Genomic DNA, 20,706 nt, shown 5'->3' on the forward strand with positions numbered 1-20,706 from the left:
TTGTCACCTCGGACGACGACAGCCAGCTGCGTGACGGCGCCAGGCACAGCGCCGACACCCCTATGGCCGTGGCCCTTTCTGGGGGTCGGCTGTCAGTTTGAACGCACGGATTCCCATGCGGCAGGTCGAGTGCTACCTTGCGTATCGCAAATGACAATCATTTTCACATATCGGAGGCGTAGCCATGCACGGTTCGCGAAACCTTGGTCTTTCCATAGCTGCGGCCGGTGCGGTGGCGGCGATGCTCATGGTGTCGGGCTGTGGTGGTGGGAGCAGCCCCGCCACCTCGACCTCGAACTCGGCGGGCAGCAGCACCGCATCGCCGGTCAAGTTGGCGGTGGTGGCGACGATCAACGCGTGGGGCAGTATCGCCGCTCAGCTCGGTGGCGACCATGTCCAGGAGACGTCGCTCATCACGAATCCCGCTACCGACCCACATGATTACGAGCCCTCGGCCGCCGACGGTCGGGCGGTGGCAACTGCCGCCGTGGTGATCAACAACGGAATCGGTTACGACAGTTGGGCGGACAAGCTGGTGGCCGCCAATCCCAATCCCCAGCGGGCCCAAGTGACCGTCGGCCAGGTGGTCGGGGTGGCCGACGGCGGCAACCCCCATCAGTGGTACTCGCCCGCTTCGGTCGTCAAGGTCGTCGATGCCATCACAGCTGCCTACAAGAAGGCCGACCCGAACGACGCCGGCTACTTCGACCAGCAGCATGACCAGTTTCTGAACCAGGGTCTGGCCAACTACCACAACCAGATCGCGTCGATCAAGGCCAAGTACGCGGGCACGCCCGTCGGGGCCAGCGAATCGATCTTCGCACCACTGTCAGATGCGTTGGGCCTGAACCTCATTACCCCGCCGGATTTCCTCAAGGCGATCAGCGAGGGCACCGATCCCTCCCCGGCGGATAAGGCGACCGTTGATCAGCAGATCGCATCCAAGGCGATCAAGACGTACGTCTACAACACCCAGAACAGCACGCCGGACATCGCGGCCCAGGTGGACGCCGCACGCAAGCAGAACATCCCGGTCGCGACGGTGACCGAAACGCTTGCGCCGGCCAACGCGTCGTTCCAGGACTGGCAGACCGCACAGTTGTCTGGGCTCGCCGACGCATTGCACGCCGCCACCGGCAAGTAGAAATGGAACCGGCCACCGCTCGATTAGACGACGAATTGTCCACCGCACCAAAACAATCCGTACGCAGAGTCGTACAAATGCGCGGTGCGTCGGCGACCCTGGGTGGCCGCACCATCTGGTCCGATGTCAACATCGACATCGCTGCAGGCGAATTCGTCGCCGTGCTGGGACCCAACGGGTCCGGTAAGTCGACGCTCCTGCGAACACTGCTCGGGCTGACGCCCGTGGGCGGCCAGCTCGAGGTGCTGGATGAACGCCCCGGCCGTGCCAATCGTCGGATCGCGTATGTGGCGCAACGCCGTGCGTTCGATGCCAACCTGCGGATCCGGGGCGTGGACATCGTGCGGTTTGGACTGGACGGCACTCGCTGGGGAGTTCCGATTCCGTGGCTCACCCGATTGGTGCGGCCCCGGCAGTTTCAGCTGCAGCAGCGGCTGGTGGCCGAGGCGATCGAGCGGGTCGGCGGGGGTGACTACGCCCGCCGGCCCATCGGACAGTGCTCGGGTGGCCAACAACAACGGCTCTTGATCGCCCAAGCTCTGCTGCGCCGTCCGCAACTGATGCTGCTCGACGAACCACTCGACAGCCTCGACGTGCCCAGTCAGGCGGGCATCAGCGCGCTGGTGCGGGACATCTGCCGCGAGCAGGGCGTCGCGGTCATCATGGTGGCGCACGACGTCAACCCGATCCTGCCGTATCTGGACCGGGTGATCTATTTCGCCGGAGGCACGGCGGTCAGCGGCACACCTCAACAGGTGATCACCGCCGAGCAACTCAGCGCGCTGTACGGAATGCCGATTGAAGTGCTCCGGGACAGTTCGGGCCGGGTATTCGTCGTCGGCCAACCAGACGTGCCGCCGGAACACCGCGGAAGCATGACGTGAACAGCGTGGAACCGACCTGGGACCTGCTCGCCGACCTCCGACAGATGCTGGCGTACCCGTTCATCGTCACCGCATTGCAAGCCGGCACCATCGTGGCGATCGTGGCCGGGGTCATCGGCTGGATGATGGTGCTGCGTCGGGAGAGCTTCGCCGGACACACCTTGGCCATGGTGGGTTTTCCAGGGGCGGCGGCAGCGGCGTGGCTCGGCGTGGCGACCGGATACGGCTATTTCGTCGCGTGTATCGCGGCGGCGATTGCGATCGTCGCGTTCTCACCCGCGAACCGCGCCGGCGGTCTGGGCGGGTTCACCGAGGAATCCGCCGTGATCGGCACCGTTCAGGCCTTTGCGCTGGCCACCGGATTATTGTTTGTCAGTTTGTATCACGGCTTTTTGAGCGGGCTGACAAGTCTGCTGTTCGGCACGATCGCCGGGGTTACCGGGCAGCAGGTTGTGGTGTTGCTGGCCGCCGCGGTGGTGTGCCTGACGCTGATGGCGATCATCGGGCGGCCACTGTTGTGGTCCTCGATCGACCCGGACACTGCGGCCGCCGGCGGGGTCAGGACCAGGCTGCTGTCGGTGATGTTCATGGTGGTACTGGGCACCGCAGCGGCCGGCGCAAGCCAAATCACCGGCAGCCTGTTGGTTTTCGCGCTGCTGGTGGCCCCGGCGGCGGCAGCGTTCAGCATCACGGCCCACCCGGGGTACGGGATTGCGCTCTCGGTGGTGATCGCCTTGACCGTGACGTGGCTGGGTATCGGGTGCGCGTTCTTCTGGCCGTATCCGATCGGTTTCTGGGTCTCCACCTTTGCGTTCGCGATTTATCTGGCCGCAGCAGCCACCCGGGCGCTGGTGGATCGTAGTCGACAGCGCGCTGATCGATGCAGCACAACCATTGCCCCACAGCGGGTTTCAACCACAAAGTCGGCGGGAGACACGGCAACGTGCTGAGCCATCCGTTCATTGTTTATGCACTGGTCGCCGGGACAGCTGTCGCCGCACTGTGTGGTCTGGCCGGATATTTTCTGGTGCTCCGCGGGCAGGTGTTCGCCGGTGACGCGCTCGGCCACGTGTCCTATGCCGGTGCGATGGCCGCGCTGGTGGCGGGCGTGGACCTGCGGACCGGTCTCTTCGTGGCAACGATCGCCGTGGGAATCGCGCTGGGCATCGGCGGCGCGCGTGGTGCGGACGACGTCGCGATCGGTTCGTTCTTCTCGTGGATTCTCGGTCTCGGCGCATTGCTGCTGACGTATTACACCACCCACGCCAGCACCGGCAACGGTGCGGCCAACGTCAATGTGTTGTTCGGCAGCATCTTTGGACTCAATTACCGGTCGACGGCGGTGGCGGTGGCGGTAGCTGTAGCCCTGGTTCTACTCCTCATCGCGATCTCCCGGCCGCTGTTGTTCGCCACGGTCGACCCGGCCATCGCCGCGGCCGCCGGGGTCCCAACACGACTGCTCGCGGCAGTGTTTCTGGCGATCGTCGGCGCGACCGTCGCCGAAGCCACCCAAGTCGTCGGGGCGCTTCTGGTACTGGGGCTACTGGCCGCACCGGCGGCGGCCGCCGCCCGATTGACCACCCATCCATGGCGGGGTTTCTGGCTGGCCGGCGGACTGGCGGTCGCCTCGATCTGGATCGGCGTGACGCTGGCGTACGTCATCCCGAAAGCCCCGGCCAGCTTCACGATCATGACCACAGCCGCCGTCCTCTACGTCGCCGCGGCGGCCTGGCGGCGCGCCAGCACGTCGCGGCATGAGGTCGGTGTCGTTGCTGCCGGCCAGCGGTGAGCACGGTGGCGATGGGTGCCGAATCGACGCCGCGCAGGCGGCAGAGTTCGAAACGCGAAGCGGTCGTGGACCAACTCGGGCGCAGCGAGCGGTTCCGCAGCGCTCAGCAGCTGTTCCACGACATGTATCACGGTGAGCGTGGCTGCGACAGTGGCAAGATGGCCTTGACCACGATCTACCGGATCTTGCGCGCGCTGTCCGAGGACAACATCGCCGAAACTCAGCGTGCTGAGGACGGTGAGACCCTGTACCGCCTTCGGCGCGCCGATGGGCATCACCACTATCTGCTGTGCCGGCAGTGCGGCCGCGCGGTCGCATTCGCGGTGGAGGACGTTGAAAGCCATACCCGCCAATTGGCGCAAGCGCACGACTACACCGACATCACGCACTATCTTGACCTGTACGGCACGTGCCCACGATGTCGACCCGGTCCGCTGTGATCATCGCCGAGCAGCAGGCGTCGCCACCGAGCTGCGAGTGAAAACCACAACTGCACAACACATCACACGATGGAAGGGAACGCACTGATGTCCATACACCCCACACTGGTCAAAGCCGCACAGACCGTGGTCACCGGAGTCGTCGGCGTCGCCGCATACGATATGTTGCGTAAAGCGTTGCGCACAGCCCCAATTCACGAGGCGAGCGTCACGACCGCGTCATGGGCGTTGCGGGGCACCCGAAAAGCCGAGGAAGCCGCGGAGAGCGCCAGACTGAAGGTCGCGGATGTGATGGCCGAGGCCCGCGAACGCATCGGCGAGGAGGTCACCCCTCCCGCGGTGGCCGACACCGACCATGCGCATGAGCACTGACGTCCTGGTGGTGGCGGCCGACGCCCCGGCCACTGATGTCGCGTCAGAGCTGATGATGATATCCGTTGCAGCGGGACGTATTCGGGTCCACATGCCGTGGCTGCGGGGCGACGCGGTCCGGGCCGTCGCGGTCGAGGACACCGTCGACAAGATCACCGGTGTCCGCACCGTGCACGCCTATCCACGTACCGCATCGGTAGTGATCTGGTACGCACCGAAGCGCTGTGACACCGCCGCGCTCCTGCAAGCCATCGCGGCCGCACAGGCCATCCCGGCCCAGCTGGTGCCTACCCGTTCGCCGCGCTCGGCCGACATTCACAACGCCGACGTCCTGCGCATGGCGCTCGGCGCTGTGGCGTTGGGGCTCCTGGGAATCCGCCGCTACGGACTTTCCCGACCCCGGATCCTCGGGCCGACCAGCCGGACCTTCGCCACCGGTGCGACCATCATCACCGGATACCCGTTCCTGCGCGGCGCCCTTCGGTCGCTGCGGGGCGGGCGGTCGCCGGGGACCGACCTGCTGGTTTCGGCCGCCACCATCGCCAGCCTGATCCTGCGCGAGAACGTCGTCGCCCTCACCGTGCTCTGGCTGCTGAATATCGGTGAGTACCTGCAGGATCTGACGTTGCGCCGGACCCGCCGAGCCATCGCCGACTTGCTGCGCGGTGCCCAGGACACGGCATGGCTGCAACTCGACGACGGCAGTGAAGTCCAGGTCAGCACCGACTCGCTGCGCGTGGGCGACGTCGTCATCATCCACGAGCAGGTTGCCATCCCCATCGACGGCGACGTCCTGTCCGGAGACGCCGTCATCGATCAGTCGGCGATCACGGGAGAGAACCTCCCGGTGGCGGTGACAACCGGTGCGACCGTGCATGCCGGCTCCGTGGTGGTACGCGGCCGCGTGGTGGTCCGCGCCCGCGCCGTCGGCCACCACACGGTGCTCGGCCGGATCGTGGCCAGAGTCGAAGAGGCACAACGTGATCGGGCACCGATCCAAACCGTGGGCGAGAATTTCTCCCGCAGATTCGTGCCCGCTTCGTTCCTCCTGGCCACGGCGACGTTCCTGGCCACGGGGGACGTGCGCCGAGCGATGACCATGCTCTTGGTGGCCTGCCCATGTGCGGTGGGGCTGTCCACCCCGACGGCGATCAGCGCGGCGATCGGCAACGGGGCCCGCCGCGGCATTCTCATCAAAGGTGGCTCCCACCTCGAGGCGGCCGGCCGCGCGAACGCGGTGGTCTTCGACAAGACCGGCACACTCACCCTCGGCCGGCACATCGTCACCAATGTCGTGTCATTCCATGATGACTGGGCACCCGAAACCATCCTCGCCTACGCCGCGAGCTCGGAGATCCACTCACGACATCCGCTGGCGGAAGCGGTGATTCGCTCGACCGAAGCCAAACACATCGTGATTCCGCCACACGAGGAGTGCGAAGTTCTCGTCGGACTGGGCATGCGGACGCGCGCCGACGGCCGCACCCTGCTGCTCGGCAATCCGTCACTCCTCGCACGTGAGAACGTGGCCATGGACGGCGAAGCCGACCAGTGGGTGCGGCGGCTGCGGCGACAAGCCGAGACGCCGCTGCTGCTGGCCGTCGACGGTGAGCTCGTCGGATTGCTCAGCCTGCGCGACGAAGTGCGGCCGGAAGCGGCGAAAGTGCTTGCGCACCTGCGGTCCTCGGGCGTGGAACGAATAGTGATGCTCACCGGCGACCACGCGGATACCGCGCAGGCAGTTGCCGCGGAGCTGGGTATCACCGAGTGGAAAGCCAACGCGCTGCCCGAGGACAAGCTCGCGCTGGTGCAGGACTTACACGAGGCGGGCTATACCGTCGCGGTCGTCGGCGACGGCGTCAACGACGCCCCCGCACTCGCCGCCGCGGACATCGGCATCGCCATGGGGTTGGCCGGTACCGACGTCGCCGTCGAGACCGCCGACGTCGCCCTCGCCACCGACGATCTACGTCGCCTGCTCGAAGTTCGCGCTCTCAGCGACTGTGCCGTGGCGGTGATCCGGCAGAACTACGCCATGTCGATTGCGGTCAACGCCTTCGGGTTACTCCTCGGCGCATTCGGCGGCCTCTCCCCGGTTTTGGCCGCCATCTTGCACAACGCCTCATCCGTCGCCGTCGTCACCAACAGTTCCAGGCTGATTCAGCACGAGCTGGCCCAATCTGGCTGTCCCGACCGATAGTCCTGTGAATCGGCGCAATGGTCCACGCGCCTCCCCGGGGTACGGTCCAGCGGTGACACGATGGGCACCGTGACGGTCACCAGGTCGACCACAGCCGTGCGCGTCGCATCGGGGCGCGGGCCGCGGCCGATGCATGTGTTGGTGTTCAGCATCGTTGTGTTCGCGGCGACGAGCCGGTGGATGCACACCTTCGCTTCCAGCCATCCGAATCTCGCGACTGCCGGGACAGTGTTTTCGGGTGTGTTCGTCCAAGCCGTGCCGTTTCTGGTATTCGGCGTGGTGGTCAGTGGCCTGATCGCGGCATTCGTTCCAACGGAACGTCTTTCGCGGTGGCTGCCGAAGCATGAAGGTGCCGCTGTGCTGGTGGCGGCTGCCGGTGGCGCCATGCTCCCCGGCTGCGAATGTGGTTCGGTGCCGGTGGCCCGGCGGGTGTTCGGCGAGGGCGCCCTCGGCGCCGCGGCATTGACATTCATGCTGGCGGCACCGGCGATCAATCCGGTGGTGCTGGTGGCAACAGCGGTGGCCTTTCCCGGACAACCGATGATGGTGGTGGCCCGGGGTGCGGCGTCGCTGCTGACCGCACTGACAATGGGCGCGCTGTGGATACGTCTCGGCCGCCCAGAATGGGTCACGCGCGGGTTGTTCCATGAGCACGCAGCGGCCGGGGAATCACGCTGGGTCGCCTTCACCGAGGCGGCCCGCCACGATTTCCTGCACGCCGCTGGGTATCTGACCGTCGGCGCCACCGCTGCCGCGGTGCTGCACGTCGTGGTGCCGCCATGGGTTTTCGAGGGTCTGGCCGGTCACCTGGCGCTGGGCATCGTCACGATGGCCCTGCTCGCCGTTGTGCTGGCATTGTGTTCGGAGGCGGACGCTTTTCGTCGCCTCCAGCCTCAGCATGGTGCCGCTGTTGCCCAGGCTCGTATTTCTGGTCGTCGGCCCGGTCGTCGATGTCAAGCTGATCGCCATGCACGTGGGCATGTTCGGGCGGAGTTTCGCAATTCGGTTCGCGCCGTTGGCCTTTCTCGTGGCAGTGGCCAGCGCCAGTGTTGTCGGTGGAGCACTGATCGGAGGCGTGCGGTGAACCGCGAAGTCGAGAACACGGTGTTGCTGCTGGTGGGGATCAGCATGGCGACGGTGACGTTCACCGGCAGCTTCACCCGGTATGTCAAACCGTCGCTATATCCATGGTTGGCGGTGTCGGCGGTGCTGCTGGTGGGGCTCGCCCTTGTCGCGATCGCCCGGGACTGGCGGATGTCTCGTGTGGCCGTCGGCATCGACGACCACGAACACCATCACCACGAACACGGCCACCAGTCCACCGTGGTCTGGATGCTGGTACTTCCGGTCGTGGTACTGGCTTTCGTGGTGCCGCCCGCACTGTCGGCGCGTGCGGCAGCGCCGACTTCCGTTGTCGTGTCGAATGATGTGCTGCGGCGGGCCTATCCGCCGTTGCCGTCGGGCGTGACACCTGAGATGTCATTGCCGGACGTCGTGGCACGGGCCGACTATGACAGCACCGGTTCGCTGGTCAACCGCACGATCACCGTCGTCGGCTTCATTTTTCGGGACCACGACGTCTCGGATTTGGCCCGGGGAACCATCACCTGTTGTGCTGCCGATGCCCGCCTGTCCCGGCTCCATCTGACCGGGGCGCTTGCGAAACAGGCAGATACGTTGCCCGACGAGAGCTGGTTGCGGGTGCGGGGCGTGGTGACCACCACCGGCGATTCGACCGACCACGGTATTCCGACGCTGGCGGTGGCTGCCCTCGATCGGGTCGCCGCGCCGGCAGACGAGTACGCCTATCTGACCCGCTAGCACCCGAGCAAAAAGTCGGCTCAGCCGCCGTACCCCAGTTGCTGCGCGGTGTAGCGGGCGGCGTCGGTGACCGGGACCGCCTGCACCGCAGTGCCATACGCGCAGATCTCGGTCCACACATCGCCGATCTCGGTGGTGTCGAACCGCATCGCGATGATGGCGTTGCCGCCGCGGGCCTGACATTCCTGGATGAGCCGGCCCATGGCCTCGTTGCGGCTCTCTGCCAGGTTCTTGGTCATGCCCTGCAGCTCCCCGCCGAACATCGCCTTGAAGCCGGCGCCCATCTGCGCGAAGGCGTTCCGGGAGCGCACGGTCAGGCCGAACACCTCACCGCAGACGCGCTGAATCTCCCAGCCGGGCAAGTCATTCGTCGTGACAACCAGCATGTTGCAGCCTTTCTCCGTCGGTACGCGTCGAACTGTAGTGCGCAACGACCCGAATCGTCAGACGGCGGGTGCGACGTCCCGTGCCGTCGCGGCCTTCCTGCCGCCCCCGAGGTAACGCTCGACGAGCCCACCGAACACCAGCCCGATGACCGTCCAGATCAACGCCTGGTCGATCAACGAGTACCACCGGAACTTCCACAACAGGTCGGCGTCGAAGCCCGGGTAGACGAGCTGGCCGGGGGCGTAGACCTTGCCGTCGACCGTCACCGGAGTGGGGAACGTGTTGGTGATCGGCTGCGGCGTCTCGGTTGCGGCGCGCGCGAAGCCGAACTCGCCGGAGTGCTCGATGTTGGCCGACAGCTCACCCAGCGACGGCAGCGCCGCCAACAGCCCGCCGTACACCACGAAGAACCCGACCACCGCGATCGCGACCGAACGCGCCCAGCCGACCTTGCGGGACAGCTTGCGCGCCGTGAACACCGCGAGCCCCAGTAGGGTCAACGACCCCCACACCATGCCCAGGTACAGGAAGCCGCGGGCCTCCATGGTGAACTCGTGGCCGACTGCCGGCGGGTTCGACGGATATTTCACGAACGGCAGCAGGTATACGCCGAGAAAGCCGAAACCTGCGACGCTCCAGCCCAGCACCTTCGGCCGGACCTCGAACCGGCCGTGCAGCACCAGATACGCGACGGCGACCAAGGCACCCATCGCGACCGAGAAAGCGATGATTCCGGTGGCCGCGCCGATACCCGACTGAATGGATCGGCTGAACAACTCCGGCCCGTCCGGCTCGACGGGGTGCCCCATGGCCGCGTGGACAGTCGACAGCACATTCATGCGGCCGGACTCGTAGTCGATGGCCTTGTCGATGATGGGTTCGGCAAAAATCCAGGCGAACAGGAACCCCAAGATGCCGGCGAACAGGCCGGCGAGGGCTCCGCGCCCGATGACGCGGATTTCCACAAAAGTCCCCTGGATCAGTGGCAGGGGAAGCCGAGGAAGTGCCGCGAGTCATGCACCCACTCGTGGACCACGACGGTCTTGCCGAACATCGACATCATGCCCTCGTCGACACCGACGAGGTAGTACGCCAGCACCGCCAAGAAGATGGTGATCCCGAGCAGCACCGCCACCCGCGTGGCCGACAGTGCCCGGTGGGATTCGGCGGATATACCCGGCTTGGAAGAAACCGAAATGCTCGTCATGGTCAAACCTCCTATGGGGTCATGCGCCCCTACGTGTTCGGTTCTGTACGACGGCGAAAGATCTGACTCACCCCCGGGGGGGTTCACAGTGGCGCAACCGTGCCGGATTCTCACCGACTTCCATGCACCGCCATACCGGGATCAACATACACCCCACCGAAAAATACCCTCCCCGATGTTCGGGGAGGGTATTTTTCGCGATCCGTTATTCGGCAGCAGTAGTCGCCGCGGCCTCGGCCAAGTCGGCCGATTCCTTGCGACGGCCGGCGAAGGTGAACACCGCATCCTCGGTGTTGTTGCTCTCGCCGTCCCAGTTGTCGACGTCGACGGTGACCAACTGACCCGGGCCGACCTCTTCGAAGAGGATCTTCTCCGACAGCTGATCCTCGATCTCACGCTGGATGGTGCGACGCAGCGGCCGCGCCCCCAGCACCGGATCGAAACCACGACGGGCCAACAGCGCCTTGGCCTTCGGCGTCAGCTCCATGGCCATGTCCTTGGCCTTGAGCTGCTTGCCGACCCGACCGATCATCAGTTCCACCATCTGGACGATCTCGTCCTGCGTCAGCTGGTGGAACACGATGATGTCGTCGATACGGTTCAGGAACTCCGGGCGGAAGTGCTTCTTCAGCTCGTCGTGCACCTTGAGCTTCATCCGCTCGTAGTTGTTCTCGCCGCCACCCTGGGTGAAGCCGAGACCAACCGCCTTGCTGATGTCGCTGGTGCCGAGGTTCGAGGTGAAGATCAGCACGGTGTTCTTGAAGTCGACGGTGCGACCCTGACCGTCGGTCAGGCGGCCATCTTCGAGGACCTGCAGGAGGCTGTTGTAGATCTCCTGGTGGGCCTTCTCGATCTCGTCGAACAGCACCACGCTGAACGGCTTGCGGCGCACCTTCTCGGTGAGCTGGCCGCCCTCTTCGTAGCCGACGTAGCCCGGAGGGGCACCGAACAGCCGCGACGCGGTGAAGCGGTCGTGGAACTCGCCCATGTCGATCTGGATGAGCGCGTCGTCGTCGCCGAACAGGAATTCCGCCAACGCCTTGGACAGTTCGGTCTTACCGACGCCGGACGGGCCGGCGAAGATGAACGAGCCCGACGGACGCTTCGGGTCTTTCAGGCCGGCGCGGGTACGCCGGATGGCCTTCGAGACTGCCTTGACGGCGTCGACCTGCCCGATGATCCGCTTGTGCAGTTCGTCTTCCATGCGCAGCAGACGCGTGGTCTCGGCCTCGGTCAGCTTGAACACCGGGATGCCGGTCCAGTTGCCCAGAACCTCGGCGATCTGCTCGTCGTCGACCTCGGCGACCACGTCGAGATCGCCCGAACGCCACTGCTTCTCGCGCTCGGCGCGCTGGGCGACCAGCGTCTTCTCCGAGTCGCGCAGCCGGGCTGCCTTCTCGAAGTCCTGCGCGTCGATGGCCGATTCCTTCTCCCGGCGGGCGTCGGCGATCTTCTCGTCGAACTCGCGCAGGTCTGGCGGAGCGGTCATCCGGCGGATACGCATGCGGGCGCCGGCCTCGTCGATCAGGTCGATGGCCTTGTCCGGCAGGAACCGGTCGTTGATGTACCGGTCGGCCAGCGTCGCGGCAGCGACCAGCGCACCGTCGGTGATGGACACGCGGTGGTGCGCCTCGTACCGGTCGCGCAGACCCTTGAGGATCTCGATGGTGTGCTCGACTGTCGGCTCGCCCACCTGCACCGGCTGGAACCGGCGCTCCAGCGCGGCGTCCTTCTCGATGTACTTGCGGTACTCGTCGAGGGTGGTCGCACCGATGGTCTGCAGCTCGCCACGGGCCAGCTTCGGCTTCAGGATGCTCGCCGCGTCGATGGCGCCCTCGGCGGCACCCGCACCGACGAGCGTGTGCAGCTCGTCGATGAACAGGATGATGTCGCCGCGGGTGTTGATCTCCTTGAGCACCTTCTTCAGGCGCTCTTCGAAGTCACCGCGGTAGCGGCTGCCGGCGACCAGCGAACCCAGGTCGAGCGTGTAGAGCTGCTTGTCCTTGAGCGTCTCGGGGACCTCGCCGTGCACGATGGCCTGGGCCAGGCCCTCGACGACGGCGGTCTTACCGACGCCGGGCTCACCGATCAGCACCGGGTTGTTCTTGGTGCGGCGGCTCAGCACCTGCATGACCCGCTCGATTTCCTTCTCCCGGCCGATGACCGGGTCGAGCTTGCCCTCGGCGGCGGCGGCGGTCAGGTTACGGCCGAACTGGTCGAGCACGAGCGACGTCGACGGGTTGCCCGTCTCGCCACCGCGGCCACCGGTACCGGCTTCGGCGGTCTCCTTGCCCTGGTAGCCCGACAGCAGCTGGATGACCTGCTGACGCACGCGGGTCAGCTCGGCACCCAGCTTCACGAGCACCTGCGCGGCGACGCCCTCACCCTCACGGATCAGGCCGAGCAGAATGTGCTCGGTGCCGATGTAGTTGTGGCCGAGCTGCAGCGCCTCGCGCAGAGACAGCTCCAGCACCTTCTTGGCACGCGGCGTGAACGGAATGTGGCCGGACGGGGCCTGCTGCCCCTGGCCGATGATCTCTTCGACCTGGCTCCGCACACCCTCGAGCGAGATGCCCAGCGATTCCAGCGACTTGGCGGCTACGCCCTCGCCCTCATGAATGAGGCCAAGCAGGATGTGCTCGGTGCCGATGTAATTGTGGTTGAGCATCCGGGCTTCTTCTTGCGCCAGGACGACGACCCGACGGGCCCGGTCGGTGAATCTCTCAAACATCGGTGGTTACCTGCTCTCCCTCGTAGCCGCAGCTCCTGCCGCGTCACTTCGCGTGTCGCGACGCTGTGCGCCTACCGTCCACTCTAATGGGCGGCGAGCCTGCGTGCCCTGCGGTATCCCCTACTCGCAAGGCCGATCAGCGCTGCGAAAAGGCCAACGCGCAGCGGATATGAAACGTTTCCCGGATCGGCTCGCCGACGCTACGCCGAAAGCGAACAGAAGATCCGGGGGCAACACTGAATTGCGTTGCCCGGAGACCTACGTCGCGGCGTGGAACGCGTCGATGATCTCGGCCGGAATACGACCGCGGCTGGAGACATTGTGGCCGTTGCGACGAGCCCATTCCCGGATGGCGGCACTCTGCTCACGGTCGATCGAGGCCCGACCACGACCCGAAGCACCGGCGCTGGCGCGGCCACGACGGCGGCCACCGACGCGACGGCCGGCCTCCACCCATTTCTTCAAATCATTCCGAAGCTTGGCGGCGTTCTTGGTGGTGAGGTCGATCTCGTAGTTCACCCCGTCGAGCGCAAATTCGACCGTCTCATCCGCCGCACCTTCACCGTCGAAATCATCGACGAGCGTGACAGTCACTTTCTTTGCCATCGGCCCACACTAACCCTTCTGCCTCGATAAAACCGCAGAATCGATTCTGCCAGAACAATGCTGGCATAGGTCTGGAATTCCTTCAACAAGTTCCGGGTTACTACACCGTTCAGTCGGCCTGGCGGCGAACAATCGGGAACAAAACCGTGTCCCTAATCGTCAACCCCGTCAATGCCATCAGCAAGCGGTCGAGCCCCATTCCCGTTCCGGTCGTCGGCGGCATCGCATACTCCAATGCGATAAGGAAATCCTCATCAAGTCGCATTGCCTCGTCGTCACCGGCAGCGGCGGCACGAGCCTGGGCCTCGAAACGCTCACGCTGAATGACCGGATCGATCAACTCCGAATATCCCGTGGCCAGCTCGAACTTCCGGACATACAGATCCCATTTTTCTGTAACGCCCGGAATAGTGCGGTGGGCCCGAGTCAGCGGCGTGGTCTCCACCGGGAAATCCCGGACGAAGGTCGGCGCCCAAAGACGATCACCGACGGTGTGCTCCCACAGTTCCTCGATCAATTTCCCGTGGCCGTATCCGCGGTCCCGCGGAATCTCGGCACCGAGTCGTTCGGCGACCTTCCACAGGTACTCGGCAGAAGTATCGGGAGTGATCTCCTCACCCAGGGCTTCGGACAACGACGGATACATTTCGATGGTCGCCCATTCACCATCGAGGTCATAGGTGGAGCCGTCCGGCAGCGGCACCATTCGAGTGCCAATGGCCTCGTCTGCGACCTCCTGAATAAGCTCACGCGTCACAATGGCGGAATCGTCATATGTGCCATAGGCCTGATATGTCTCCAACATCGCGAATTCCGGGGAATGCGTGGAATCGGCGCCCTCGTTGCGAAAGTTCCGATTAAGCTCGAAAACCTTCTCGAAACCACCGACCAGGCAGCGCTTCAGGAACAACTCCGGCGCGATGCGCAGGTACAGATCCGCGTCGAGCGCGTTGGAGTGCGTGATGAACGGGCGCGCCGCGGCGCCACCGGGCAGCGTCTGCAGCATCGGAGTCTCGACTTCCAGAAAGCCGCGGCGCTCCAGTGCCGAACGCAACGCCCGCACGACCGCAATACGCTGCCGGGCGACAGTGCGGGCTTCCGGGCGCACGATCAGGTCGACGTACCGCTGCCGGACCCGGGTCTCTTCATTCAATTCCTTGTGCGCGACAGGAAGCGGCCGCAGCGCCTTCGACACAATTTGCCAGTTCTGGGCAAGCACAGACAATTCCCCGCGCCGGGAACTGATGACCTCGCCCTCGACGAAGACGATGTCGCCCAGGTCCACGTCGGACTTCCAGGCGTCGAGCGACTCCTGTCCCACCTTGTCCAGGCTCAGCATGGCCTGCAGCTGGGTGCCGTCGCCCTCCTGGAGCGTGGCGAAGCACAGCTTGCCCGAGTTCCGGGCGAACACAACACGGCCGGCCACGCCGACGATGTCGCCGGTGGCGGTGTCCGCGGCGAGCTCCGGATAGGCCGCCCTCAGCTCGGCGAGGGTGTGGGTGCGCGGCACCTCGACCGGATACGGGTCGCGCCCCTCGGCCAGCAGCCGCTCACGCTTGGCCTGGCGGATGCGGAACTGCTCGGGAATGTCGGGGCTGTCGGCTTCGCTCACGAAATGCCAGCTTAAATGAAGGCCATGGCCACCAGTTTGGAGCAGTCCACCGTCGATGCCCTGGACCACGAGCCGATCGACTGGAAATACAAGGGCCTGCCGTCCTCGTGGTGGGGCCAGACCCCTGCCCAGGTGTGCCGTCGGCGGCCCAGCCTGTTCGACGACGGCGCCGTGTCGCCGGTGTGCACGCTGCGCACGCAGCCGCTGGTGCACAACATGGTCACCATGGCGCGTTGGTGCCGACGGCGGGGCGTGCAACTCGCGCCACACGGCAAGACCCATATGTCCCCGCAGCTGCTGGCCCGTCAGCTCGGCGCCGGTGCGGTGGCCGTCACGGCCGCCACCATCAGCCAGGTCCGGGTATTCCGGGCCTTCGGGGTCCGCCGGATCATCCTGGCCAACGAACTTGTCGACGTCACCGGGCTGCGCTGGCTGGCCGCCGAGCTGGACGCCAATCCCGATTTCGAGCTGACGTGCTGGGTGGACTCGGTCCGGGGCGTGCAGCTGATGACATCCGCACTGACGGGCCGGCGCCGCCAGGTGGACGTCTGCGTCGAAGTCGGCCAGCCGGGTGGCCGCACGGGCTGCCGCTACGCCGAGACCGTGGACGCGGTGGCACGCGCGGTGGTGGACTCGGACCGGCTGCGGCTGGTCGGCGTCGCCGGATATGAGGCGGCCACCGGCCATGAGATCGGCGAGTCGGCGGTCGCTGCGGTGACCGCGTATTTGAACACCGTGCGCGACGCGGCAATTCGGCTGCGCCCGCTGTTCGAGACCGATGAGATTCTGGTGACCGCCGGTGGCAGCACCTACTTCGACCTGGTCGCCGACATCTTGACCGGCTGGCCCGACGGCATGTCCGTGCACACCGTGGTGCGCAGCGGCTGCTACCTGACCCACGACGACGGCCTCTACGCCCGGACGTCGCCGCTGGGCCGCACCGAAGGCGGCCACCTGCAACCCGCGCTGAGCGTATGGGCGCAGGTGCTCTCCCGGCCCGAACCCGACCTCGCCATCGTGGGGATGGGCCGCCGGGACGTGTCATTCGACCAGGACCTGCCCATGCCCTACGGACGGCCCGACAGCCGCGTCGAGAAGCTCAACGACCAGCACGCCTACCTGCGGCTGGCGCCGGCCGACCGGAGCCTGGATGTCGGTGACTGGCTCGAGTTCGGGATCTCCCACCCCTGCACGGTGTTCGACAAGTGGCAGCTCATCCCGGTGCTGGACGCCGACCACCGGGTGGTGGAACTGGTGCGGACCTTCTTCTAGGAGCGGCGCGAGTTGCGCTGGTTGCGCTCGAAGACCATGCGCAGGCCGTCGAGCGTGAGGTGCTTGTCGTAGTGCTGCACGGTCCGCAGGTCGGGCAGCACCAACTGCGCGGTGTGCCCGGTGGCCACCACGGTCACGTTGTGGCCGTCGGAACCGCGCAAGTCCTCGAGGTCCTCACGTACCCGGTTCACCAAGCCGTCCACCAGGGCGGCGAAGCCGAACACCGCACCGGCCTGCATGCACTCGACGGTGTTCTTGCCGATCACCGACCGGGGCCGGGTCAGCTCGACCCGGCGCAGTGCCGCCGAACGGGCCGCCGCGGCATCCGAGGACACCTGGACACCCGGAGCGATGGCGCCGCCGAGAAACTCACCCTTGGCCGAGACGACGTCGACGCAGATCGATGACCCGAAGTCGACGACGATGGCCGCCGTGCCGTACTTCTGGTACGCCGCAAGGCAATTGACGATCCGGTCGGCCCCGACCTCTTTGGGGTTGTCGACCAGCAGCGGGATGCCGGTGCGCACACCCGGCTCGATCAGGACGTGCGGCACCTTCGGCCAGTACTGGTCCAGCATCACCCGGATTTCGTGCAGCACCGACGGCACCGTCGACAAACCGGTTGCGCCGAGCAGGTTTTCGGCATCGTCACCGATCAGTCCGTCGATGGTCAACGCGAGCTCGTCGGCCGTCACTTCCGACTCAGTGCGAATCCGCCAGTTCTGCACCACTTTTGCGTGATCCCCGGAGCCGGAGATCAACCCGACGACGGTGTGGGTATTGCGGACATCGATTGCCAGCAGCACCGGCGTTACCGCGGCGAGAGCAGGCCGTCGACGCCGTCCGGGACGTGCGCGGCGTCGTGCGAGAAGTCGAGCTGCCGGTTCTGCGCGTCGACGAAGATCACGTTCGGCTGGTACGTGCGGGCCTCGGCGTCGTCCATGGTGGCGTAGGCGATCAGGATCACCAGGTCACCCGGGTGGATGAGATGCGCTGCGGCACCGTTGATCCCGATGATGCCGGTCCCGCGCTCACCGGTGATGGCGTAGGTGACCAGCCGGTTGCCGTTGTCGATGTCGACGATGGTGACCTGCTCGCCCTCGAGGATGTCTGCGGCGTCCATCAGATCGGCGTCGATGGTCACCGAGCCGACGTAGTGCAGGTCCGCCTGCGTCACTGTGGCGCGGTGAATCTTGGACTTCAACATGGTGCGAAACATCAATTCCTCCAAGGTAATTCGTGGCTCCCGTCCTGGTCGGCGGCAGACCCCACAGTGGGGTGACCGTCGATCCCTGCGGATGCGCCGATATCGATGGCGATGTTGTCCAACAATCTGGTCTTGCCGAGCCGGCCCACCACCAGCATCCGGGCCGGGCCCGAGGCCGGTGCCGGACCCAGCCAGGGGTCCCGGACCTCCAGATAGTCGACGTCGATGGCGGGTACCTCATCGAGGACCGCCCGGGCCGCATCGAGTGCGGCGGCCGCGCCGTGCGGCGCGGAGTACTTGCCGGCGAGTAGCGCCGCGGACAACGCCCCGGCCTGCTCGCGCTGTTCGGCGTCCAGGTAGCGGTTGCGCGACGACATGGCCAGACCGTCGTTCTCGCGCACGATCGGCACCGCCTGGACACGCACGTCGAGGTCGAGATCGTCGACCATCTGGCGCACCAGAACCAGCTGCTGATAGTCCTTTTCACCGAAGAACGCGCGATCGGGGCGCACGATGTTCAGCAGCTTGAGCACCACGGTCAGCATCCCGGAGAAATGCGTCGGGCGGGAACCGCCCTCCAGCTCGGCGCCCAGCGGCCCCGGCATCACCGTGGTGCGCTGACCGCCCGGGTACATGTCGGCCGCGCTGGGCGCGAAGACGATGTCGACGTCCTCACCCCGCAGCAGCTCGACGTCGGAATCCAGGGTGCGCGGGTAGGCGTCCAGGTCCTCGCCCGCACCGAACTGCAAGGGGTTGACGAAGATCGACACCACCACGACAGCTCCGGGCACCTTCTTGGCGGACCGCACCAGCTCCAGGTGACCGTCGTGCAGCGCACCCATGGTCGGCACGAGCATCACCCGGCGCCCGGTGGAGCGCAGCACCCGCGACACGTCCGACACGTCGGTCGGATTGGTGTAGAGGTTCAGCTCGCCGGCGGTGAACTTCGGCGGCCTGCGATCAGTCACTGCGCTCTCCCTGAGTCGTTCAACACGGCGAAAACCTCATCGGGCGCGTGGGCCCGTTGCGCGGTACGCAGCGACATGGCCCGATATGCCTGCGCCAGTTCAGGATTCGTTTCTACGAGGGCACCCAGATGTGCAGCGACGGCGGCGCCGTCACCGCGGGCCACCGGGCCCGTCAGCGCACTCTGCCCACGCTGCAGCGCGTTCTCCAGGGAAGCCCGGGCCAGCGGCGCGAGAATGCGTTCGGCGATGCCGGCCGGGTCACCCGTGACCAGCTCCTGGCCGAGCAGTTCCTGACCCGCCAGCGCACCGCGCAGGGCTTCGACGGCGTCGAGAACGACGGTGATGACGTGATTGCCGGCGTGCGCCAAAGCCGCGTGATAGAGCGTGCGGGCGTCTTCGCGAACCCGGAACGGTTCGCCGCCGATCTCGAGAACAAGAGACTGGGCGACGGCGTAGCCGATGTCGTCGGCCGCGGTGATCCCGAAACAGGTCTCCGACAGCCGGGTGATGTCCTCGTCCGAGCCGGTGAACGTCATGGCGGGGTGGATGGCCAGCGGGATACAGCCCTGCTCGGTCAGCGGGGCCAGCACCGCGATGCCGTTGGCGCCCGAGGTGTGTACGACGATGGTGCCCGGGCGGACCGATCCGGTGGCCGCCAGGCCGGCGACGACGGACGTCAGCTCCGCGTCCGGCACGGCCAGCAACAGGAGTTCGGCCTTGGCGGCGACGTCGTGGGCGGGCAGCACCTGGGTGTCGGGCAGTCGCCGTTCAGCACGGCCGCGGGACGCATGGGAGATCGCGCTACAGGCGACGACGACGTGGTCGGCGCGCTCCAGCGCAACACCCAGCGCACTGCCGACCCGCCCTGCGGAAATGATTCCGACAGTGAGCCGGGCCGGACGCAGTCCGTCGAGCTGCTTCATTGCAGCGACCTCACAATTGGTGGTTTCTCCTCGTTCCGGTCCTGCCTGGCAGGTACCGGACGGTCACCGCAGAGCGTAGCTCAGTCCTCGCGGCGACGTCGACGGCCACCGCCGCTGGTGTTGGCCTGCAGACGCGCCAGCAATTCGGCCGCCGGCTGCCCGCCAACGTGCTGACCTGCGGGTTCATCCTCGGGCTCGGCACGGCGCCGACGACCGGATGTGACAGGGGTCTCTGCCGCCGGCGGTTCCACGGGAGCGCCGTGGCGGCCCCGGCGCGGCGGTTCGGAGGCCGGCTCGGGCGCCGGCGGGACGACCGGCAGGGTCATGGTCGGTTCGGGGCCACGGTCCTGGACCGGCGGGACCGGCGGCTGCACCGGTTCGGGCGTCGCGGCTGCTGCCCAGTTGCTGCCCGGGTGACCTGCCGGGATCCACTGCCCCTCGGCCGGGGACGGTTGCCAGTCCGACGGTGCCGGCTGCGGGGGACGACGGTGCGCGCCGCCGAATGGCGGCTGCGGCGGCGGGGGCGGCGGTGCCCACGGGTCCGGCGGCACATGCGGCTCGGCCGCCACGTCGATGATCGGGCTCTCTTCGGTGTTCGGCTCCGACATCAGGTCCGGCCGGTCCTCGGTGTCGATTCGGCTGGCGACCACGCGGCCGACCGGCGCGGCCTGCCCGCTGCGGTCGGTCTCGAGCGCGGGGCGGTGCGCCAGATCGGTATCGAAGTAGAACTCGAGGTTGGCGCGGAGCGCGGCGAGCTCCGCGCGCAGCGCCGCGACCTCGTCGGACGACTGGGCACGCAGCTCGGAGGCCAGCTCACGGCGCAGGTGCGATTCCAGCGACAGTTCGTATTCGCGACGCGCCGCGATCTCGCGGTCCAGCTGCAGGTCGTAGACGAGCTTGAGGTCGCGGGCCCGGGCCTGGTCCAGATCGGCCTGGCGCCGGTACACGAACGACGCGAACGCCGCCGCCACCGCGGCCCACAAGGCAATGACGACAGCCAGTTTCAGCAACTCGACCTGATCGGTGAACACGAGTGCGGAGCTGGCGACGATGGCCAGCACCAGCAGTGCCGTCAGCAGCAACCAACCCGGCCTGCGGTTTGCGCGCCTGCCGCGCGCCGCCCGGGTCGGATCGATCATGGGC

General features: G+C 66.5%; 20 protein-coding genes, 1 pseudogene and 1 riboswitch. Of the genes and pseudogenes, 10 read left to right on the forward strand and 11 right to left on the reverse strand.

All coding sequences use genetic code 11. The features are described 5' to 3' along the window. The first annotated feature begins 184 nt into the window (after nucleotides 1-184). The 9 genes and pseudogenes from G6N59_RS13740 to G6N59_RS13780 all read left to right on the forward strand — a co-directional run bounded on the left by G6N59_RS13740 (nucleotide 185) and on the right by G6N59_RS13780 (nucleotide 8,650). Complete coding sequence (locus G6N59_RS13740; RefSeq protein WP_138232814.1) at nucleotides 185-1,144, forward strand: metal ABC transporter solute-binding protein, Zn/Mn family; 960 nt, start codon at nucleotides 185-187, stop codon at nucleotides 1,142-1,144. Between the two features lie 77 nt (nucleotides 1,145-1,221). After that, nucleotides 1,222-2,028, forward strand: coding sequence for a metal ABC transporter ATP-binding protein (locus tag G6N59_RS13745; protein WP_234884424.1), 807 nt, complete (start codon nucleotides 1,222-1,224; stop codon nucleotides 2,026-2,028). Then, nucleotides 2,025-2,978, forward strand: a complete 954-nt coding sequence (locus G6N59_RS13750; RefSeq protein WP_234884425.1) for a metal ABC transporter permease — start codon at nucleotides 2,025-2,027, stop codon at nucleotides 2,976-2,978. Before G6N59_RS13745 ends, G6N59_RS13750 begins: the two co-directional genes overlap by 4 nt. Then, nucleotides 2,972-3,817: a metal ABC transporter permease gene (locus tag G6N59_RS13755; RefSeq protein WP_234884426.1), complete on the forward strand. Its 846-nt coding sequence runs from the start codon at nucleotides 2,972-2,974 to the stop codon at nucleotides 3,815-3,817. Before G6N59_RS13750 ends, G6N59_RS13755 begins: the two co-directional genes overlap by 7 nt. 11 nt (nucleotides 3,818-3,828) lie before the next feature. Continuing rightward, complete coding sequence (locus G6N59_RS13760; protein ID WP_138232870.1) at nucleotides 3,829-4,257, forward strand: Fur family transcriptional regulator; 429 nt, start codon at nucleotides 3,829-3,831, stop codon at nucleotides 4,255-4,257. An 87-nt stretch (nucleotides 4,258-4,344) separates the two neighbouring features. Further along, entirely contained in the window at nucleotides 4,345-4,629 is a 285-nt protein-coding gene (locus G6N59_RS13765; RefSeq protein WP_138232817.1) for a DUF1490 family protein, read from the forward strand. Nucleotides 4,630-4,681: 52 nt separating this feature from the next. Beyond that, entirely contained in the window at nucleotides 4,682-6,829 is a 2,148-nt protein-coding gene (locus tag G6N59_RS13770; RefSeq protein ID WP_407665888.1) for a heavy metal translocating P-type ATPase, read from the forward strand. A 180-nt stretch (nucleotides 6,830-7,009) separates the two neighbouring features. After that, nucleotides 7,010-7,913: pseudogene (locus G6N59_RS13775) on the forward strand (permease). Nucleotides 7,914-7,933: 20 nt separating this feature from the next. Further along, complete coding sequence (locus tag G6N59_RS13780; RefSeq protein WP_306789640.1) at nucleotides 7,934-8,650, forward strand: TIGR03943 family putative permease subunit; 717 nt, start codon at nucleotides 7,934-7,936, stop codon at nucleotides 8,648-8,650. A 20-nt stretch (nucleotides 8,651-8,670) separates the two neighbouring features. Here G6N59_RS13780 and G6N59_RS13785 read toward each other — a convergent pair whose 3' ends face one another. The 6 genes from G6N59_RS13785 to lysS all read right to left on the reverse strand — a co-directional run bounded on the left by G6N59_RS13785 (nucleotide 8,671) and on the right by lysS (nucleotide 15,193). Beyond that, a complete protein-coding gene (locus G6N59_RS13785) occupies nucleotides 8,671-9,036 on the reverse strand; it encodes a YbjQ family protein (RefSeq protein WP_138232820.1) in 366 nt (121 codons plus the stop codon). 57 nt (nucleotides 9,037-9,093) lie between these two features. Then, a complete protein-coding gene (locus tag G6N59_RS13790) occupies nucleotides 9,094-10,002 on the reverse strand; it encodes a CbtA family protein (protein WP_138232821.1) in 909 nt (302 codons plus the stop codon). Nucleotides 10,003-10,016: 14 nt separating this feature from the next. Further along, nucleotides 10,017-10,244 (reverse strand): CbtB domain-containing protein, encoded by a 228-nt coding sequence (locus tag G6N59_RS13795; RefSeq protein WP_138232822.1) that lies wholly within the window; start codon nucleotides 10,242-10,244, stop codon nucleotides 10,017-10,019. A 2-nt stretch (nucleotides 10,245-10,246) separates the two neighbouring features. After that, a riboswitch (adenosylcobalamin (AdoCbl) riboswitch) is annotated at nucleotides 10,247-10,394 on the reverse strand. A gap of 55 nt (nucleotides 10,395-10,449) precedes the next feature. After that, entirely contained in the window at nucleotides 10,450-12,975 is a 2,526-nt protein-coding gene (gene clpC1, locus G6N59_RS13800) for an ATP-dependent protease ATP-binding subunit ClpC (protein ID WP_138232823.1), read from the reverse strand. A gap of 258 nt (nucleotides 12,976-13,233) precedes the next feature. Next, nucleotides 13,234-13,581 carry a histone-like nucleoid-structuring protein Lsr2 gene (gene lsr2, locus G6N59_RS13805; protein WP_138232824.1) on the reverse strand — a complete coding sequence of 116 codons (348 nt, stop codon included), beginning with the start codon at nucleotides 13,579-13,581 and terminating at the stop codon, nucleotides 13,234-13,236. A 109-nt stretch (nucleotides 13,582-13,690) separates the two neighbouring features. After that, nucleotides 13,691-15,193, reverse strand: a complete 1,503-nt coding sequence (lysS, locus tag G6N59_RS13810) for a lysine--tRNA ligase (RefSeq protein WP_138232871.1) — start codon at nucleotides 15,191-15,193, stop codon at nucleotides 13,691-13,693. 24 nt (nucleotides 15,194-15,217) lie between these two features. Here lysS and G6N59_RS13815 point away from each other — a divergent pair, with 24 nt between their 5' ends. Beyond that, the gene (locus tag G6N59_RS13815) at nucleotides 15,218-16,465 is read left to right on the forward strand and encodes an alanine racemase (RefSeq protein WP_163911316.1); all 1,248 of its coding nucleotides are present in this window, start codon (nucleotides 15,218-15,220) and stop codon (nucleotides 16,463-16,465) included. On the opposite strand, the gene G6N59_RS13820 is transcribed toward G6N59_RS13815, so the two are convergent. The 5 genes from G6N59_RS13820 to G6N59_RS13840 all read right to left on the reverse strand — a co-directional run bounded on the left by G6N59_RS13820 (nucleotide 16,462) and on the right by G6N59_RS13840 (nucleotide 20,702). Further along, nucleotides 16,462-17,271 carry a type III pantothenate kinase gene (locus G6N59_RS13820; RefSeq protein ID WP_138232826.1) on the reverse strand — a complete coding sequence of 270 codons (810 nt, stop codon included), beginning with the start codon at nucleotides 17,269-17,271 and terminating at the stop codon, nucleotides 16,462-16,464. The two genes, G6N59_RS13815 and G6N59_RS13820, sit on opposite strands and share 4 nt — an antisense overlap. Before the next feature lie 5 nt (nucleotides 17,272-17,276). Next, nucleotides 17,277-17,684: an aspartate 1-decarboxylase gene (gene panD, locus G6N59_RS13825; RefSeq protein ID WP_138232827.1), complete on the reverse strand. Its 408-nt coding sequence runs from the start codon at nucleotides 17,682-17,684 to the stop codon at nucleotides 17,277-17,279. Then, nucleotides 17,684-18,640 carry a pantoate--beta-alanine ligase gene (panC, locus tag G6N59_RS13830; RefSeq protein WP_138232828.1) on the reverse strand — a complete coding sequence of 319 codons (957 nt, stop codon included), beginning with the start codon at nucleotides 18,638-18,640 and terminating at the stop codon, nucleotides 17,684-17,686. The genes panD and panC overlap by 1 nt, the downstream gene beginning before the upstream one ends. After that, nucleotides 18,637-19,563 carry a Rossmann-like and DUF2520 domain-containing protein gene (locus G6N59_RS13835; RefSeq protein ID WP_138232829.1) on the reverse strand — a complete coding sequence of 309 codons (927 nt, stop codon included), beginning with the start codon at nucleotides 19,561-19,563 and terminating at the stop codon, nucleotides 18,637-18,639. The genes panC and G6N59_RS13835 overlap by 4 nt, the downstream gene beginning before the upstream one ends. Nucleotides 19,564-19,643: 80 nt before the next feature. Beyond that, complete coding sequence (locus tag G6N59_RS13840; RefSeq protein WP_138232830.1) at nucleotides 19,644-20,702, reverse strand: DUF6779 domain-containing protein; 1,059 nt, start codon at nucleotides 20,700-20,702, stop codon at nucleotides 19,644-19,646. Between the last annotated feature and the right edge of the window lie 4 nt (nucleotides 20,703-20,706).

It is taken from the genome of Mycolicibacterium aubagnense (assembly GCF_010730955.1).
GTDB classification, from domain to species: domain Bacteria; phylum Actinomycetota; class Actinomycetes; order Mycobacteriales; family Mycobacteriaceae; genus Mycobacterium; species Mycobacterium aubagnense.